At 31.7% G+C, this 18,902-nt stretch carries 13 protein-coding genes, 1 tRNA gene and 1 pseudogene; 11 read left to right on the plus strand and 4 right to left on the minus strand.

Translation table 11 applies throughout. From position 1 onward, the window contains the following. Positions 1-29: 29 nt before the first annotated feature. Together lepB and KVH43_RS09645 are read left to right on the plus strand one after the other, a co-directional pair. Positions 30-560, plus strand: coding sequence for a signal peptidase I (lepB, locus tag KVH43_RS09640; protein ID WP_218282329.1), 531 nt, complete (start codon positions 30-32; stop codon positions 558-560). A 389-nt stretch (positions 561-949) separates the two neighbouring features. After that, positions 950-3,316 carry a Lon protease family protein gene (locus KVH43_RS09645; RefSeq protein WP_218282330.1) on the plus strand — a complete coding sequence of 789 codons (2,367 nt, stop codon included), beginning with the start codon at positions 950-952 and terminating at the stop codon, positions 3,314-3,316. Between the two features lie 20 nt (positions 3,317-3,336). On the opposite strand, the gene KVH43_RS09650 is transcribed toward KVH43_RS09645, so the two are convergent. From KVH43_RS09650 to KVH43_RS09660, 3 genes are read right to left on the minus strand one after another with little or no spacing between them, the layout of a single operon-like run. Continuing rightward, a complete protein-coding gene (locus tag KVH43_RS09650; protein ID WP_218282331.1) occupies positions 3,337-3,915 on the minus strand; it encodes a TetR/AcrR family transcriptional regulator in 579 nt (192 codons plus the stop codon). A 25-nt stretch (positions 3,916-3,940) separates the two neighbouring features. Continuing rightward, positions 3,941-7,060 carry an efflux RND transporter permease subunit gene (locus KVH43_RS09655; protein ID WP_218282332.1) on the minus strand — a complete coding sequence of 1,040 codons (3,120 nt, stop codon included), beginning with the start codon at positions 7,058-7,060 and terminating at the stop codon, positions 3,941-3,943. An 11-nt stretch (positions 7,061-7,071) separates the two neighbouring features. Further along, positions 7,072-8,187 carry an efflux RND transporter periplasmic adaptor subunit gene (locus KVH43_RS09660; RefSeq protein ID WP_218282333.1) on the minus strand — a complete coding sequence of 372 codons (1,116 nt, stop codon included), beginning with the start codon at positions 8,185-8,187 and terminating at the stop codon, positions 7,072-7,074. A gap of 245 nt (positions 8,188-8,432) precedes the next feature. Between KVH43_RS09660 and nth the strand changes: the two genes are divergently transcribed. From nth to KVH43_RS09685, 5 genes and pseudogenes are all read left to right on the plus strand, one after another. After that, positions 8,433-9,080: an endonuclease III gene (gene nth, locus KVH43_RS09665; protein ID WP_218282334.1), complete on the plus strand. Its 648-nt coding sequence runs from the start codon at positions 8,433-8,435 to the stop codon at positions 9,078-9,080. A 76-nt stretch (positions 9,081-9,156) separates the two neighbouring features. Next, entirely contained in the window at positions 9,157-10,101 is a 945-nt protein-coding gene (gene trxB, locus KVH43_RS09670) for a thioredoxin-disulfide reductase (RefSeq protein WP_218282335.1), read from the plus strand. Between the two features lie 62 nt (positions 10,102-10,163). After that, entirely contained in the window at positions 10,164-11,696 is a 1,533-nt protein-coding gene (gene grdC, locus KVH43_RS09675) for a glycine/sarcosine/betaine reductase complex component C subunit beta (protein ID WP_218282336.1), read from the plus strand. Between the two features lie 5 nt (positions 11,697-11,701). Continuing rightward, positions 11,702-12,640: pseudogene (gene grdD / locus KVH43_RS09680) on the plus strand (glycine/sarcosine/betaine reductase complex component C subunit alpha); the annotation flags it as partial. Positions 12,641-12,785: 145 nt separating this feature from the next. Then, complete coding sequence (locus tag KVH43_RS09685) at positions 12,786-14,789, plus strand: cell division FtsA domain-containing protein (protein WP_218282338.1); 2,004 nt, start codon at positions 12,786-12,788, stop codon at positions 14,787-14,789. 23 nt (positions 14,790-14,812) lie between these two features. Here the strand turns inward: KVH43_RS09685 and KVH43_RS09690 are convergent. Next, positions 14,813-14,887, minus strand: a tRNA-Met gene (locus tag KVH43_RS09690). A gap of 302 nt (positions 14,888-15,189) precedes the next feature. Between KVH43_RS09690 and KVH43_RS09695 the strand changes: the two genes are divergently transcribed. From KVH43_RS09695 to cobS, 4 genes are all read left to right on the plus strand, one after another. Beyond that, the gene (locus tag KVH43_RS09695; protein ID WP_218282339.1) at positions 15,190-16,689 is read left to right on the plus strand and encodes a VanW family protein; all 1,500 of its coding nucleotides are present in this window, start codon (positions 15,190-15,192) and stop codon (positions 16,687-16,689) included. 60 nt (positions 16,690-16,749) lie between these two features. After that, entirely contained in the window at positions 16,750-17,445 is a 696-nt protein-coding gene (locus KVH43_RS09700; RefSeq protein WP_218282340.1) for a DUF2225 domain-containing protein, read from the plus strand. Positions 17,446-17,594: 149 nt separating this feature from the next. Continuing rightward, entirely contained in the window at positions 17,595-18,155 is a 561-nt protein-coding gene (gene cobU, locus KVH43_RS09705; RefSeq protein ID WP_218282341.1) for a bifunctional adenosylcobinamide kinase/adenosylcobinamide-phosphate guanylyltransferase, read from the plus strand. Between the two features lie 11 nt (positions 18,156-18,166). Further along, positions 18,167-18,892, plus strand: a complete 726-nt coding sequence (gene cobS, locus KVH43_RS09710; RefSeq protein ID WP_218282342.1) for an adenosylcobinamide-GDP ribazoletransferase — start codon at positions 18,167-18,169, stop codon at positions 18,890-18,892. Positions 18,893-18,902: the final 10 nt, after the last annotated feature.

Genomic DNA, 18,902 nt, shown 5'->3' on the forward strand with positions numbered 1-18,902 from the left:
GATAAAAAGAGTTATTGGGATGTGATGATATGTTAGATGTGGTATTTAAGTGGTTAAAATGCATATTGACTGTTATTGTTGTTACCCTTTTATTAGAAAGATTTGTTTTCGGGTTTACAATTGTACAAGGGCTATCTATGCAGCCAACACTTAAAAATAATGATAAACTATTTATCAACAAGCTTGTTTATCTGTTTGAAGATCCACACCGTGGAGATATTATTATTTTTCATCCTCCTATTGATGAGAGAGAAGACGAATTATTTGTTAAAAGAGTGATTGCTGTGGAAGGAGATCATTTTCAAATAAAAAGAGGAAATTTATATATTAATAATAAGTTAATTGAAGAGCCATATATTATACATGAGGATTATCAGGATCGATTATATAGTTTAACTAGCGGGATTGTACCTAAGGGTATGGTATTTGTTATGGGAGATAATAGAAATGACAGTAATGATAGCAGGTGCTTTGGCTTTGTACCAAAAAAAAATATAGCAGGAAAAGCTGATTTTAGAATATGGCCTTTAGATACGGTACATGCTTTTTCTTCTAAATGATGAAAGAAGACAAATATGTCTTTTTTTTGTTGAATTTTTAGTGTTTGATGAATAGGCAAACAACATCAAAATGAAATATAAAAGATAGTTCATTCCAGATAACTTTTGAAAAAACAAAACTTCATTCCATGAAAAAATACTAAACCTTCAAAACTCACTTTGTTCAAACAATGAAGGTTTTTAACGTATTTTTCATGAAATTTCAGTAAGTTTTTTTACAAAAGTTATCGAAGTCATTCACTTATCTTTATATATTTCTTTTCTTTATGTTGGTGTTGTTTACCTATATAGAAATGATTAAGGAGGCTTTTTGATAAAAATAGATGGAGAGATGGACAAGATTTATGAATAAAATGGATTAAAGAAGGATAGGAAGGAAGGGGGATCTTATGCATAAATACAAAGAACTTTCCTATAAACAATTAAAGAAAATATACAATCTTGATAATTTTGACTTTCAATCAACAGAGGAATTAAAACCTATAGATGGTATTATAGGGCAAGATAGGGCTTCGAAAGCTATGGAATTTGGATTGCATGTAAAAAATTCAAAATATAATATATTTGTTGTTGGAGTAAAGGGAACTGGTAAAAAAAGTTATGTAAAGAAAATAGTAGAAAAAAATGCAAAGTTAGAAAATATACCAGATGATTGGTGTTATGTTTATAATTTTGAAGAGCCAAGTCGACCTATTTCTTTGAATGTACCTCCTGGGATGGGAAAAATATTTTGTGATGATATGGATGAATTAATTAATGAGCTTTTAGAAGAGATTCCAAAAGCATTTGTTGATGAAGCTTATGAACGAGAAAAGACAGAAATCATTAAAAAATATCAGGAAAAAAGAAATACCTTATTAGAAGAATTAACAGCATATTGTTTGGAAAATGGTTTTGTGATAAAAAATACAAACAAAGGCTTTGCGCTTGCGCCACTTATTGATGGGAAGGCAATGAGTGATCAAGAATATCAAGAATTAGATGAAGAACAAAGAAAAGAAATTGAAAGGAAGGCAGAAGATGTAGAAATAAAAGCATTAGAATTATTGAGAAAAATAAAAGCTGTTGAATATAAAGCAAAGAGGAATATAGCTAAATTAGATCGGGAATTAGCAAAAAAAGTTATAAAACCTTGTATGGATATACTCTTTGATAAATATAAAGAGAATGAAAAAGTAATAAAATATTTGAAAGCTGTTAAAAAAGATATTGTAGAGAATATATATGATTTTGATGTAGAAGAAGATGAACAAGAGGATTTGTTAGAAGAAGATTTTATTAAAAAATACAAAGTAAATCTATTTGTAGACAATAGCAATAATGATGGGGCACCTGTAATTATTGAATACAACCCTAATTATCAAAATCTTACAGGAAAAATTGAGTACGAAAATGAGCAAGGGTCATTAAAGACGGATTTTACTATGATTCGACCTGGTGCTATTCACAAAGCAAATGGTGGTTATTTAATTCTTCAAGCAGATCAGGTGCTTAGAAATATTAAGTCTTGGGATACTTTAAAAAGAGTAATAGAAACTAGTGAAGTAAGGGTAGAGGGTCTTAGAACTCATTTAGGAATTATAGATATTGCTTCATTGAAGCCTGAGCCTATACCAGTGAATTTGAAGGTAATACTTATTGGAAATTCATATATATATCGCCTTCTTTATGAATACGATGAAGATTTTGAAAAATTATTTAAAATAAAAGTTGATTTTGATTCTGTGATGGATGCAACATTAGAGAATGAGATGAAAATGGCTCATTTCATAAGTTTTTTTTGCAACAAAGAGGGGCTTAAGCATTTAGATGTAAGTGGTGTTGCAAAGGTTTTAGAATATAGTCATCGTATTGCAGGAAGTCAAAAAAAGCTTACTACAAGATTTAACAAATTGGTTGAAATATTAATTGAAGCGGATGTTTGGGCTGAAATGGAGCAGAGCTTATTAATTCAAGAAAAACATATAAAAAGAGCGTATATGGAAAGAATATACAGAAATAATCAAATCGAAGAAAAAATAGAAGAAATGTATAAAAACGGTAAAATTTTATTTAGTTTAAAAGGAAAAAAAGTAGGTAGAATTCATGGTTTATCTGTTATTGATTTGGGAGACTATATTTTTGGGAAGCCTTCTGTTATTACGGTTACAACTTTTGCGGGGAATAAAGGGGTTATAAATATTGAAAGAGAAGTAGATATGAGTGGAAGTGTTCATGATAAGGGAGTGATGATTCTAGAAGGTTATTTAAATGAAAAGTTTGCACAAAAATATCCTTTAAGCATAACAGGGAAAATATGCTTTGAACAAAATTACAGTGGCATAGATGGAGATAGTGCATCAAGTACGGAGCTTTATGCATTATTATCTAGTATAAGTGATGTGCCTATTCATCAACATATTGCAGTTACAGGATCTGTAAACCAAAAAGGTGAAATACAGCCAGTAGGAGGGGTAACGGAAAAGATTGAGGGCTTTTTCTCTTTATGCAAATATTATGGACTTACAGGAGAGCATGGAGTTATCATTCCTCATCAAAATATTGAGGATTTAGTTCTTTCTGATGAGGTAATAGATGCTGTAAAGGAAGGAAAGTTTCATATATATCCTATTGCTACAATTGAAGAAGGAATAGAAATATTAACTAATCAATCCTTTGAATATATTTGTGAGAAGATTAATAAAAAATTAGAAGAATATAATCATGAAAAAAAAGATGAGAGAAAAAGTAAGGGACCAAGAATGTTTAGAAGATAAAGAAATAGGTGGCTTGCCACCTATTTCTTTATACCATTTAATAATAGATCATGTAGATTTTCTATATTTATTTCTTCTGAGTAAGAATCCTTTATAAATATTTTGCTAACTTGAATGTGATGAACGCTACCCATGAAAGCTAATGCAGCAGTATAAGGATTAACATTTCTAAAAATACCTTCATCTATGCCAGCTTGAATCAAATCTGCAAAGAACTGAATTTGTTTTATCCTATTGTTTTTCATGATTTTATGAACCTCTAAACCAATATTATAAGCTTCACGCATAAATATTTGAGCTAAATCACCATGCTTTGTCATAATTTCTTCTTCAATAAGAATATAGCGTTTCAATTTATCCATAATAGTTTTTTCTTTTTCAATAGCTGCGATTAGATTTTCATAGTAAAGATTAGCATAATATTTCATCATTTCTATAAACAATTGTTTTTTACTATCAAAATATTCGTAAATGGTACCTTTACCAACACCAGCTTTAGCTGCTATTTCACTGACTGTTGCTTTATGGAATCCATCTCTACAAAATATTTTCATAGCAGCTTCAATAATTAATTGTTTTTTGTCTTTTACTTTTTTCATGTCAAACCTCCAACAAACCTAAGAACTAATGGTTTTCATGAATAACTTTTTTCTTTTTGCCTTTAAATTTGGATTTTATTTTTATCAGTATGTCATCAAATACGGTATATACAACAGGTATAAATGCTAGGGTCAATACTGTTGATAGCAGTAGCCCACCTACAACTACAGTAGCCATTGGAGCTTGTGTAGATGCTCCTTCTCCGATTCCTAGTGCTAATGGCATTAATCCTAAAACGGTTGTTAGTGTTGTCATAAGAATAGGTCTAAATCTTGTAGCAGCAGCTTGAATGATAGCTGTTTTTCTACTCAACCCCTGTTCTCTTAATTGATTAATATAGTCTACTAAAACAATGGCATTATTTACAACTATTCCAGCCAACATAATAACACCAATAAATGCTGGAACAGATAGGGAACGTTTTGTGATGAAAAGACCAATCAGTCCCCCTGATAATGCAAATGGTACAGAAAGCATTACTGTAAAAGGATGTAGTAATGATTCAAATTGTGATGCTAAAATCATATAAACTAAGATAATAGATAGAAGCAGTGCTTTTGCAAGACTTGAGAATGCTTCCATCATGTCTTCTTGTTGTCCTGTAAAGTTGTAACGATATCCTGATGGTAATGGATGCTCTTCAAACTTTTTCTGAATGTCGTCTGTTACAGATTTTAAATCTCTACCATATAATTGAGAAGATATTGTAACTGTTCGAACCTGATTGATTCTTTTAATCTGCGTAGGAGAATTTCCATATTCTATATCAGCAATTTGACCAATAGGAACTACGGTACCTGTAGGAGATTTGATTAATATTTGCTTCATATTTTCAATAGAATCCTTTACATGGTCATCTAAAGAGAGATTCACATCGATTTCATCTCCATCATATTTAAAATTAGTGGCTTTTACGCCATCTACTGCTGCTTTTAAGATATTTGCTAAATCATATGTGGTAATACCATAGTGGGAAGCTATTTCTCTATCCAAAATTACTCTTGCTTCTGGTTCTCCTTCTTCTGTATCTAGACTTACATCTGCTGTACCAGGAATAGATTTTACAATTTTTTCAAAATCCTCCCCGATGGATTTTAAAAGTTTAATATCATCTCCTTTGATTTCTATTTCAATAGGAGCTTTTTGTGGACCGCCACCTGCCATAGAGGAAGCTTCACTAACAGAAATATCTGCTCCTGAAATAACAGATATTTTTTTTCTTACTTCATTTACAATATCTTCTGTAGATCGTTTTCTATTCTTTTGATCTACTAATGCACACATGACAGTTGAACTGTTTGAAGCAGAAGATGAAAATCCAAGATTTGACGAAACGATAGTAAATACTTTTTCTTTTTCAGGAATATTATTTACAATGTTTTCAACCTCAGAAACGATTTTATCTGTATTTTCTAAGCTGGTGCCAAAAGGAACTTCTATTTTAACACTAAACATCCCTTCATCTTCCTTTGGAAAAAATTCTGCACCAATCATACTGACTAAAGCAATGGAAGAAATGAATATTGCTAAACCAACAAAAATAGTTGTTTTTCTATGATCTAGGGTGAATTTCAATATATTTCCATAGAATTTTGCTACGCTATCAATAAAGCTTGAGAATATATCTAATAGCTTTCCTAAAGAAAAACCTGTATGCTTTCTTTCCTTTACTTCTCCAACCTTTAGAATTTTAGAAGATAGCATTGGTACAACTGTAAGGGAGATGACTAAAGATGCGAGTAATGAAAATGTTACTGTGAAAGATAGCTGTTTGAACACAATAGAAGTAAAGCCTTCAACGAAAACAATAGGTAAGAATACAGCTATTGTGGTCATTGTTGAAGCAAATACAGCCATTCCAACTTCTTTAGCACCTTTCATTGCAGCATCTTTTCTTGAAAGTCCTTCTTCTCTTAGACGATAAATATTTTCCAAAACAACAATAGAGTTGTCAACAAGCATACCGATTCCTAATGCTAAGCCTCCTAAAGAGATTAAGTTGATTGTAAGGCCTCCAAAATACATAAGGGCAAAGGTTGCAATAATGGATACAGGGATTGCAATACCAACAATAAAGGTTGAGCGTATGTTTCTTAAGAACAAATAAAGAATAATGACTGAAAGACAGCCTCCTACAACTGCATTTTTTGTAACATTATTGATTGATTTATTGATAAATTTTGATTGATCTACGCCTACAACAATGTTTAGTTGAGGATAGTCCTTTTGTATAGTAGCCACTTCTTGTAAAACCTTTTCGGCAACTTTTACTGTATTGGCAACAGATTGTTTCTTTATGGCAATTCCTAGAGCATTCTTTTTATTGACTCTGATCAAACTTTCTACGTCTTTATAATCAAGAGAAATATTAGCAATATCTGAAAGCTTTATGATTTCGCCATTTTTTAGAATAATCGGAACTGCTTTTATGTCATCTATAGTTTTAAATTCTCCAGTAGTTCTTGCTAATAATTCCTTTTCTCCTTTATTTACTCGACCACCTGGTAAATTTAAGTTTTCAGCTTTTAATATATTTTTAATTTGTGTAAGGGTTAGTCCGTAGCCAGATAATTTGTCTTGGTCTACTTTGATTTTTACTTCTCTTTCATTTTCACCATAAGTATCAACAGATGCAACACCATCTATTCTTTCAAAGCGAGATAAGATTTCATCTTCTATAAGGCTTTGAAGCTTTCCACTGTCCATATCAGAGGATATACCAAGCTGTATTATGGGCTGGGCGTTAGGGTCTATTTTTAATACTAAAGGAGTGGAAGCATCATCAGGTAAAATGCCTTTTACTAAATCAACTTTTTCTCTCATTTCAAGTGCTGCCATATCCATGTCTGTATTAGACTCAAATTCAGCTACAACAATAGAACTGCCTTCTCTTGAATAAGAAGATAGATTTTTTAATTTACTAACAGTAGCAATGGATTGTTCGATTGGTTTTGTAATGAGTGTTTCTATTTCTTCAGGTGCTGCACCGCTATAATTTATAGAAACGATTGCTACAGGAATTTCCATTTCTGGATAAAGGTCAATTGGAAGCAAATTTAAACAAACACCACCTAATAGGATTGCAATTAGCATAAACATGAGGGTGGTAACAGGTCTATTTACAGATATTTTTGATAAATTCATAGTATCAACTCCTATTCAGTGATTTTTACTTTATTTCCTTCATCCAAGTAGTTTTGACCTTTAGTTACGATTACATCACCTACATTTAATCCGTCCAATACTTCAACCTCTTTACCATTATCAAGTCCTAATGATACTTCTCTCATTTGAGCTTGATTATTTGTGATTACAAATACAACTTCTTTTCCTTCTTTTACAACTACTGAATCAGATGGAATCGTAATAATATTCTCTTTTTTATCAGAAACAATGCTGATTTCTGCAAACATACCAGCTTTTACTAAATTGTCTTTATTTTCTAATGTTATTTTCATTGGATAGGTAAGTCCATTTTTTGTAGGTGCTGGAGATAATGCAAATATTTTTCCTTTTAAAGGCTCCTTGCTTGCTGATTTTACAAGGATATTTACAGAATCACCTTTATGAACCTTGTTAATGAGATGCTCTGATATATTTGTTTCAATAAGAACTGTATCTAAGTTTGCAATAGTTATAGCAGGCATGCCGTTTGATGCCATTTCGCCTTTGCTTATATCTACAGAGGTGACAAAACCAGAAATAGGTGCTGTAATAGTACAATTAGATAGTTGTGATTTAGCATTTTCAAGAGCTACTTTTGATTGCTCTACTTGAGCTTTTACCATATTTAATTGTGCATCAGATGCTTGAAGCTGTGATTGTTCGAAAATCTGCTGAGAAATGACTCCTTGTTCATATAAGGCTTTATTTCTTTCATAGTTTTTCTTTGCATTCGCGATTTGTTCTTCTTTTAATTTTAGATTTGCAAGAGAAGCATTGTAGGCAGCTTCAGCCTGTTTTACAGCATTAGATAAATCTGTTGGATCTAATTCAAAAAGTACATCGCCCTTTTGAACTTTATCTCCGATTTCTACATATACATTGATTACCTTCCCAGGAACTTTAGGAACAACACTGGATTCTTCAATAGGCTTTATTTTCCCTGATAATGTTGTTTTTAGTATTAAGCTATTTTTTTCTACTTTAGTTGTTTGAACATTTACTAATTTTTCTTCTTTTGCTGCAACTATTTGTTTTTTTCCACATCCTGTAAACACAATAGTTACAAATAGAATTGCTGTGAATAGTAAGATGATTTTTCTGTTCATTTTATCCCTCCAAAACTGACCGGTCGGTCAATATATTTTCAAGATTTATTTTATATGTATATGCAAACATGGTCAAGAAAAAAATGTAAAAAAATAAGTTTTTTTAAAAGTTAATATAAGATAATTGTTGTAGAATATTCTATAGATGATTAAAATGATTAATAATATTATAAAGTTTATATAGGGGATACTAGGGTAGAAATAGTAAAGTCAGATGTTGAACATAGTTTAGAGAGGAAGATTTTATGCGTGTAAAAAAATCACAAGCGGAAATAAATAAAATTTTAAGAGTACTAGAAGATATGTATCCAGATGCTAAGTGTGAGTTGAATTATCATAATGCCTTTCAAATGCTTATTGCTACCATTCTTAGTGCACAGACAACGGATAAGAAAGTAAATAAGGTTACGAAAGAATTATTTGAAAAATATAAAACACCAAAAGATTTTTTGCAGTTAGAGATAGTTGAACTAGAAAATATAATAAAAGAAATAGGGTTATATCGTAGTAAGGCAAAAAATGTATTAAATACTTGTAGAATATTAGTTGAAGCATATGATGGCAAGGTACCTAATAGTAGAATAGAATTAATGAAACTGCCAGGAGTAGGTAGAAAAACTGCAAATGTAGTATTGAGTAATGTTTTTGGAGTACCAGCAATAGCTGTGGATACCCATGTTTTTCGAGTATCTAATAGAATTGGCTTGGCAGATAGTGATAATGTAAAGGATACAGAAAAACAGCTCATGGAAAATATTCCTAAAAATAAATGGACTAAAGCTCATCATATGTTGATCTTTCATGGAAGAAGAATTTGCAAAGCTAAAAATCCAAAATGTGATATGTGTTTATTAAAGCAGCATTGTAAATATTATAATGATTGTATACAATAAGTATAAAAGAGAAGAAACTCTCTTTTCCATTATATGCATGATAGATAGGAATATTATATATTAAAGGAGGATTAAAATGGAAAAACTATATGACGTAATCATAATAGGAGCAGGACCTGCTGGACTTGCAGCAGGTCTATATGCAGCAAGAGCGAAAATGAAAACATTGATTTTAGAAAAGGATAAAACAGGAGGTCAGATTGTTACGACAAATGAAGTAGCAAATTATCCAGGCTCTATTCAGAATGCTACAGGGCCAAGCCTTATTGCAAGGATGGTAGAACAGGCAGAGGAATTTGGTGCAGAAAGAAAGAAGGATACAGTGATAGATGTTGATTTTACTGAAAAAGTAAAGGTAATAAAGGGAGAGAAGGAAGTATATAAGTCTAAGGCAGTAATAATTGCAAGTGGTGCTACACCAAAACAAATTGGTTGTCCAGGAGAAAAGGAATTAATAGGAAAAGGAGTATCCTATTGTGCAACTTGTGATGCAGACTTTTTTACAGGTTTAGAAGTATTTGTAATAGGAGGAGGAGATTCTGCATTAGAAGAAGCTATGTATCTAACGAAATTTGCCAAAAAGGTTACGATTGTACATAGGAGAGATGAGTTAAGAGCTGCAAAATCAATTCAAGAGAAAGCATTTAAAAATGAAAAAATAGATTTTATGTGGGATACAGTAGTAGAAGAAATAAAAGGAGATGGAATTGTAGAAGCTATTGTATTTAAGAACAAAAAAACAGGTAAAATTACAGAATATCATGCAGATGAAAATGATGGAACATTTGGGATATTCCCATTTGTAGGATATAAACCTCAAAGTGATGTATATAAAGGAAAAATTGAATTAACAGATGATGGATATGTTATAACAGATGCAGACATGAGAACAAGTGTAGCAGGTGTATTTGCTGCTGGAGATATTAGAGTAAAATCCTTAAGGCAGGTAGTAACTGCTACAGCAGATGGTGCAATTGCAGCTGTTGCAGCAGAAAAATATATTGAAAATCATTTTGATTAAAGAGATAAAGAAAAATGGGTGATATATATCACCCATTTATTAAGGTTTTGGAGGTATAAATAATGAATAAGCCAGTAATTAAAGGTGCAGGATATGTTCTTGTACATACTCCTGATATGATCATTCATAATGGAACAACTCAGACTACAGAAAGAGTTACAAACCCTGATTCAGAATACCTTAAAAAGCTTCCAGAACATATTAGAAGCTATGAAGAGGTTTTAAATTATGCTCCTAATCAAGTGTACATAGGGAATATGCATCCAGAGGAATTAAGAGAATATGCTTTGCCGTGGTGTAGTAAAGATGCTAATTGCAAGGATCGTTTTGGGAAATTTGGAGAAATTATGCCTCAGGATGAGTTCATTGCGCTTATGAAGATTGTAGATGCATTTGATCTTGTAAAAATAGAAAAGGGCTTTAATAAAATATTAAAAGAAAAGCTTAGGCATCATCATTTATTGAAGGATGATGTAGCAAGGCTAAAAGAAGGAGAAGAATTATCTGAAATTGAGAAGTTTATAAATGAGCAGAATGCTGAAGCTATTTATCATGAGGGAAATTTAGTTGGTTGTGTAAAAAGAGCTCATGATGTAGATGCAAATTTAACTTCACATATTCTTTTTGAAAATTTAGTAGTAAAAGCTTCTGGTGTACTTGCGTTTAAACATCTTGTTGATAAGAATAATCTCAATGTAGCAGATATTGACTATATTATAGAGTGTTCAGAGGAAGCTTGTGGAGATATGAATCAAAGAGGTGGAGGAAACTTTGCAAAGGCTATTGCAGAATGTTCAGGTGCTATAAATGCAACAGGTTCAGATACAAGAGGCTTTTGTGCAGCACCAACTCATGCATTGATTCAGGCAGCATCTCTTGTAAAGGCTGGAACCTATGAGAATGTAGTTATAGTAGCAGGAGGAGCTACAGCAAAGCTTGGAATGAATGGAAAAGACCATGTAAAAAAAGAATTGCCTATATTAGAAGATGTAGTAGGTGCATTTGCAATACTTGTTAGTAAAAATGACGGTATAAATCCAATCATTAGAACGGATTTAGTAGGAAGACATACAGTAGGTACAGGTTCATCTCCACAAGCAGTAATCACTTCACTAGTTACAGCACCTCTTGATAAGGGAGGATTGAAGATTACAGATATTGATAAATATTCTGTTGAAATGCAGAATCCAGATATTACAAAACCAGCAGGAGCAGGAGACGTGCCAGAGGCAAACTACAAAATGATTGGTGCTTTAGGAGTTAAAAGAAAAGAATTAGATAGAAAAGAGCTTCTAAATTTCGTGAAAGAACATGGTATGCCTGGTTGGGCACCAACACAAGGACATATTCCGTCAGGAGTTCCTTATATAGGCTTTGCTAAGGAGGATTTAACAGAAGGTAAATTAAATAGAGTGATGATTATAGGAAAGGGAAGCTTATTTTTAGGGCGTATGACAAACCTGTTTGATGGTGTATCTGTAGTTATTGAAAGAAATTCAGGAGTAGAAGAAACAGTAGGGGTATCAAAAGAAGAGATAAAAAATATGATAGCGGAGGCTATGAAAGATTTCGCATCACATCTACTAAAGGAATAGGGGTGATGATTATGGGACAAAAAAGAGCGGTGAAACAAATAATAGGAAAAACCTTTATAGAAATTGCTGATGCTATAAAAAGTGGCGAATTTGGAGAAAAAATAAGGATAGGCCTTACAATATTAGGAAGTGAGCATGGCATAGAAAATTTAGTAAAGGGTGCTGAAATAGCAGCAAAAAAAGGAGAAAACTTTGATATTGTTCTTATTGGACCAAAGGTGGATACATATTTAGAAATTGTAGAAGTAGAATCAGAGAAGGATATGCATAAAAAAATGGAGGAATTATTAGATAGTGGATACATAAAAGCATGTGTAACTATGCACTACAGCTTTCCAGTTGGTGTGTCAACAGTAGGAAGAGTAATCACACCGGGATATGGAAAAGAAATGTTTATAGGAACAACAACAGGAACATCATCAGTAAATAGAACAGAGGCAATGGTAAAAAATGCATTGTATGGAATAATTACAGCAAAAGCGATGGGGATAGAAAATCCAACAGTAGGAATATTAAATGTAGATGGAGCAAGACAGGTAGAAAGAGCATTAAAGGAACTAAGAGATAATGGATATAATATTAACTTTGCAGAATCTATGCGTTCAGATGGCGGAGTCATAATGAGAGGAAATGATCTTCTTGCAGGAACAGCAGATGTGATGGTAACAGATACGCTTACAGGAAATATTATGATGAAAGTATTTTCATCATTCACAACGGGAGGAAGCTATGAAGGCTTAGGATATGGATATGGTCCGGGTGTAGGAGAAGATTATGATAAAATCATTCTTATCCTATCAAGAGCATCAGGAATACCAGTAGTATCAAATGCCCTTAGCTATGCGGCAAAGGTAACAAAAGGAAAAATACTAGAAATAGCAAAGGAAGAATTTGAAAAAGCAAAGAAAGCAAAGCTTGATGAAATATTAAAGCATTTAAGAAAAGATATAAAAGAGTAGCAGATAATTTTTAGAACTCCGGAGTAGCCGGAGTTTTTGAAATAATAGATGGCGATGGAAAAAGGAAATTGTAAAATTATGAAGAATATAATAAAAAGATAAAGGTTCAAATGTGAAAGAGGTGCGAAAAATGACAGATTCTACATTGACCAAAATAAGTCCACATGAAGCTATTTTTTCATTGGATATTGGTACAAAGAGTGTTGTAGGTATTATTGCCAAAAAAGAAGATGAGAAGTTTATGGTCATAGATGTTGAGATGATGGAATATTCAAGTCGTGCTATGTATGATGGACAAATACATGATATTGATAAGGTTGCTCAGGTTGCAAAAAAAGTAAAAGAAAAACTTGAGAATAGATTAGGATTTAAATTAACACGAGTAGCTATTGCAGCTGCAGGTCGAGCTTTAAAAACTTGTAGAGTTCAAGTTAGCAGAGAGATTGATAGTACAAAAGAAATCGAGCAAGGGACTATTAATAGTTTAGAAATTGAAGGGATACAAAAGGCACAGGAGATGCTAGATAACAAGATTAGTAGCAAAGATACAAAATATTATTGTGTTGGATATACAGTAGTAAATTATTACTTAGATGATAATATGATTACATCTTTAAAAGGGCATAGGGGTGATAAGATTCAAGCTGATATTTTAGCTACTTTTCTACCTCATATTGTTGTAGATAGCTTATATTCTGTAATGAATAAAATAGGACTAGAAGTAATCCATTTAACACTTGAGCCTATTGCGGCTATTCATGTTGCAATTCCTCCTAAACTTAGATTATTAAATTTAGCATTGGTTGATATAGGGGCAGGGACATCAGATATTGCTATAACACAAGATGGAACGGTAGTGTCTTATGCTATGGCATCTATTGCAGGAGATGAAATAACAGAAGCAATTGCTAAGGAGTTTTTGTTAGATTTTGATACTGCTGAAAGGCTAAAAGTAGAGTTAAATAAAAAGGATAGTCACACTTTTGAGGATATTGTAGGAATTCCTTATACAATGACTACGGAAGAAATAGTAGATAAAATAGCTCCTGTTATTGAAAAGCTTGCTTTTGAGATTGCAGAAAAAGTAATTCAATATAATGGAAAATCACCAAGTGCTGTTTTTTGTATAGGTGGAGGGAGTCAAATACCAACCTTGACAAAATATTTAGCAGATAAATTAGGATTAAGACCAGAAAGAGTAGCTATTAGAGGCACTGAGATTATTGAAAATATAGAATTTTTATGCAAACAGCTCGAAGGTCCGGAATTTATTACACCTATTGGAATTGGTATTATCAGTGTAAAGGATGGAGATGATAATTTTATAGAAATAAGTGTGAATGAAGAGCTGATAAAATTATTCAATACTAAAAAGCTTTTTGTATCAGATGCTTTGATTAGAGCAGGGATTAATGCGAAAAGATTAATTGCTAGAAGAGGGAAGAATTTAAATATTTATATAAATGGGCAAATAAAAACAATAAAAGGGAGTTTTGGAGAGCCAGCAAAAATTTATTTGAATGGAAAGCTGAGCAGTCTTGATGAAGAAATTAATCATAAAGATCAAATTAAAATTGAATGGGCTATTGATGGAGTAGATGCGAGTATTTCATTAAAAGATTTAATAAAGGACATAAATTCTATAAATTTTAATGGGCTAGATATTCATTTAATGAATAAATTATTGGTAAATGGAAAAGAAGTTCCTATGGATTATAAGATCATGGATGGAGATCATATAACTTTTGAGGAAATTCATACAGTAGAGGAGCTTTTAAAAAGATTTAATGTTGATTATCAAAAAACTATTGTGCGTGTAAATGGGGTAGAGGTTGAAAAAGCTTATAGATTAAAGCATAAAGATGAGATTGTAACGCTAGATAGAAAAGCAGCGGTATCGGTGAATGAAAATAAAGTAGAAAATAATAAAATTAAAGTAAGTATTAATGGACAAGCAATTGAAATACCAAAAAAAAATAGGGAGCTTATTTTTGTAGATATTTTTGATTATTTTGATTTTGACAGAACAAAAGTAAAGGGAATCCTTATTATGAAATTAAATGGAAAAAAAGTAGGGTATACAGATCCGATAAAAAATGGAGATGATATAGAAATATATTGGAAAAACAACTAGAGAGCTTTCTCTAGTTGTTGTTTTGGTTGCGGAGGCAGGATTCGAACCTACGACCTCCGGGTTATGAGCCCGACGAGCTACCGCTGCTCTACTCCGCGATAATTTATTTTCAATAATATTATATGTAGAGGAATAAAAAATATTACTGTATTTTAAAAAAAGGAGGGAGAAAATCCCCTCCATTAATAAAAGGGGGAAAACTAACTGTGGATCCATGTCCAATACATACTATGCATGTACGAAAAAAATGTTACAAAATGATATTGGTAGTAAATGTTAAAAAGTTATGTTACACTATTTAATGGAGAAAACTTGTAGGATATTTGGTATATAGATTTTTATCATATAATAAAATACATTATAAGATTTTGTAATAAAATTTACCAAAGGGGGAAGTTTTTTGGATCTACAAGGAAAAGATCAAGCCCCAAAATCAAATACGGGCATAGCACTTATCATTGTTTTATTAAGTTTTCTTATTTCTATTACAAGTATAGTTTTTTTTCTTCTTTATAAAGATACTATTTATGATGGTGTAACGATAGAATATTTAGATGTTGGAGGCTTGTCTATTACACAAGCACAAAAAAAGATACAAAATCACTTTAGAGATATATTAACTGTAGGACAAATTCATTTTATATACGGAGATAAAGTTTGGAATATAAAAAATAGCGATATAGGATATGATTTTGATTATACGAAGGTTGTAAATGAGGCTTATAAGATAGGAAGAGAAGGAAATTATTTTGAAAGGTTACAAAAAATTCTATCTTTGTATACAGCTCCTCATAATATAAGTTTATCTCCTGTTTATGATAATGAAAAATTAAACGGTGTTATATATGCTATGCAAAATGCTATTAATCAACCTGCAAAGGATGCTACGATTACTAGGATAAATGGAAAATTCACAATTAGAGATGAGCATGTGGGGCAACAATTAGATGTAGAAAAAACAAAGATGCTTTTATCAGAGGAATTGCTGAAAAATAAATTTGAAAATGAAATTACGATAGAACTTCCTGTTGAAATAATTTCGCCTCGAATTACTTCAGAGAGCTTGAGTACCATTCATGATTTGCTAGGAGAATATACTACAAAATTTAATATTAATAGAAAGGGAAGAACACAAAACCTCAGATTGGCAGCTAATAAAATAAATGGGGTAGTTCTTATGCCTAGGGAAATATTTTCATTTAATAAGATAGTAGGACCGAGGAGGAAGGAACTTGGCTATAAAGATGCGCCGATTATAGTAAAAGGAGAGGTAGTACCAGGATTAGGTGGTGGTGTGTGTCAAGTATCTAGTACATTATATAATGCTATATTGCTAAGCAATTTAGAAGTAGTTGAAAGATATAATCATACTCTTCCTTCTAGCTATGTAGCAAAAGGATTAGATGCAACAGTTTCTTATGGTGTTTTAGATTTTAAATTTAAAAACATAATGAATACTCCAATTTATATAGAAAGCTATATAAAGAAAAATTTATTAACTGTGAAAATATATGGTTGTAAAATGGATAATAAAACTATAAGAGTAATAACAGAACAAAATGAAGTAGTGAAAAGACCTTTAGAAATAAGATATGATGCGAATTTGCTGCAAGGAAAAGAAAAAATAGAACAAAAGGGAAGAGATGGATATAAGGTTACTACTTATAGGATTATTTATGAAAATGGAAAAGTTGTGGAAAAACAGAAAATTTCAAAGGATTATTATAAACCGAAAAAACAAATTATTATTAAAGGGACCAAAAAACCTCCTGTATCAAATATAAATAATGAAAAAGAAAATTCTAAAGATAGAATACAAGCTGATGAAAAGACAGATATTCCTTCACAAAATATTGAGGAGAATTCTACAGAGGAAATAGAGCTAGACTCTATCCAATAAATTAAGAGCAGTTGTAGCAAAAAATAGACTAGCAAATACAGGTTTTAAAGAGGTGAAGCAATGAATAAAGTACTATATGACAAAGAGATACAATGTCCTGTATGCAAGAATGTTTTTCACACTAAGAAAGTTAGAAGCTCTGCTGTGAGAGTAGAAAAAAGAGATACAGATTTTTGTGTATATTATAATGGAGAAAACCCGATATTTTATGCAGTGTTTGCTTGTCCAAATTGTGGATATGCTGCTCTTGAAAGTGTATTTCAGGAAATTAGTCCTTTGGGTAAAAAAATGATTTTATCAGAGATTTCACCTAAATGGGTACAACGAGATTTGGGAAAGGAAAGAACAGTTGATAATGCTATTGAGGTTTATAAATTGGCTTTGCTTTGTGCGGAATTAATGAATCAGAAAAAGGGTATATTAGGGATGCTTTGCCTTAGACTAGCATGGCTGTATAGATATATTGGTGAAGAGAGAGAACTAGAGTTTCTCGGTCATGCTGTAAATTGCTTTGAAGAAGCTTTTCGATATGAACCTTTACCTATTGGAAATTTAGATGAAGTTTCTTTATTATATTTGCTAGGGGAATTAAATAGAAGATTAGAGCAATATGATGAGGCAATTGACTGGTTTAATAAGGCAGTAAGCAATAGGGAAATTAAAAGAAAAAGAAAGTTAGACATGTTAGCTAGAGAACAATGGCTTTTAGCAAAGGAAGAATATAAAAGGCAGAAGGGTCAAAGCCAATCTGCATAAAAGGATACATAGGTGATTTAAGCTTGTATAGGAGTATAAATTGCGTGTATATACAAAATTTGATATAGTTATCTTTAGTTAACAGTCCCTTTAAAAGGGACATATTTTTTTGAAATATATAGTGTGAAAGATTAGAAAGAGGTGATTGTATGGGAGGAAGGATTACACTGGTTACAGGTGGTGCAAGAAGTGGAAAAAGTAATTATGCAGAAAGCTTAGCAAAAGCTGAAAAGAAAAATGTTGCATATTTGGCTACGGCTATTCCTTTTGATGAGGGCATGAAGGATAGAATAAAAAAACATAAGGAGTCTAGACCAAAGATATGGACAACTTATGAAGGCTATAATGATTTATATAAAATGATCCCTAAAATAAAGCGTGAGCATGAGGTAATACTGTTAGATTGTATTACTATTATGGTAACAAACTTAATGTTTGAAGAAGATGTAAATTGGGACAAAATCAGTCATGAAGTTATAGACAATATTGAAGAAAAGATAAAAGACCAGATTATTAAGCTTATAAAAGCCATTCGAGAAGAAGACATTTGGTGTATTATGGTTACTAATGAATTAGGAATGGGAATTGTGCCTGAAAATAGAATATCTCGCATATTTAGAGATATTGCAGGAAGAATAAATCAACTTATTGCAAGAGAAGCGGATGAAGTGTATTTTACTGTTTCAGGAATTCCTATGAGGTTGAAATAGGAGGAAATGCTATGAAAAAATTTATTGTAATGCTTCAGTTTTTAACTCGTATTCCTATTAATTTGTATTTAAAAGTAGATGAAAAAGATTTTTCAGATGGGATTATATATTTTCCATTGGTAGGGCTTGTCATCGGCATGTTTATGGTATCCTTTCATTATATAGGATATAAGCTAGGAGGTGCTTTTTTGGCTGCTACTATATCAGTTGTTTCTGAGGTTTTTATTACTGGAGGACTGCATTTAGATGGATTGGGAGATACCTTCGATGGGATTTATAGTAATAGACCAAAGGAAATTATATTAGAGATTATGAAAGATAGTAGATTAGGAACAAATGCAGCATTGGCTATATTTTGTACTATTCTTTTAAAAATTGCATTCATTTATAGCTTTTCATTACCAGATGTTTATGGAGTATTACTACTTATGCCTGTTTTTTCAAGGTTGTCTATTGTTTATGCTGCAAGATTTTCTGTATATGCAAGAAGTAGCGGAATGGGAAATCTGTTTATAGGAAAGACCAACAACAAGCATTTAGCAATAGCAGTAATGATTGCAATTTGTATATCCTTTATAAATATTCGAGCAATTCCTTTTACTCTAATATGTTTTTTGTTTAGTATTTGGTATATAAAACACATTAGCAGTAAAATAGGAGGAATGACAGGAGATACATTAGGAGCATTATGTGAGCTTTCAGAATTAGTATATTTACTTTATTTTTCCAGCATATAAGAGAAGGTGG

The sequence above is a fragment of the Crassaminicella indica genome (assembly GCF_019203185.1).
Classification (GTDB): Bacteria; Bacillota; Clostridia; order Peptostreptococcales; family Thermotaleaceae; genus Crassaminicella; species Crassaminicella indica.